The following is a 430-nucleotide window of genomic DNA, read 5'->3' as shown; positions in this document are numbered from 1 at the left end:
TTTTTATATTAAGGATAATGTAAATGAAGACCTGCCTACTGATCGGCTGCGGGGCTGAAATTGGCGCCAATTTACTGCTATTGAATGACCCTACACAAGACGGTTTTTTCATATCTACAGTAATCACTAACGCACCATCTACCGATAAGCATTACCCTCATTTATTGCCGATTCACGGCATCGTAGCAAAGTTAGCTTTGGCACAAGCAAACGCACTTGAGCGAATTAAGGTACTATCGCCAAACCAGATAAAAATCGACGAGAATGTCGTAAATTTTGTATTCTCGAATATTGCGAAAGATGACATTAATGAGTTAGGCCGCTTCGACTTTGCGGTCATTGCAACTTCAAAATCCGATATTCTGCCGGAAAGTGCCGTCGCCCAGAAGGTGAGGAAGGTTGCGCCGATTGTGCTCGGTGTAGCTGAAGC

Annotated in this window: 1 protein-coding gene; it reads left to right on the top strand. The window is 43.7% G+C overall.

Translation table 11 applies throughout. The features are described from left to right. Positions 1–23: 23 nt before the first annotated feature. On the top strand, positions 24–430 hold a 407-nt coding region (locus tag AC1DKR_RS21245), incomplete at its 3' end, for a hypothetical protein (protein WP_478035141.1).

It is taken from the genome of Stenotrophomonas sp. 01N47, assembly GCF_056399165.1.
This window is presented reverse-complemented; position numbering and strand designations above follow the sequence as displayed.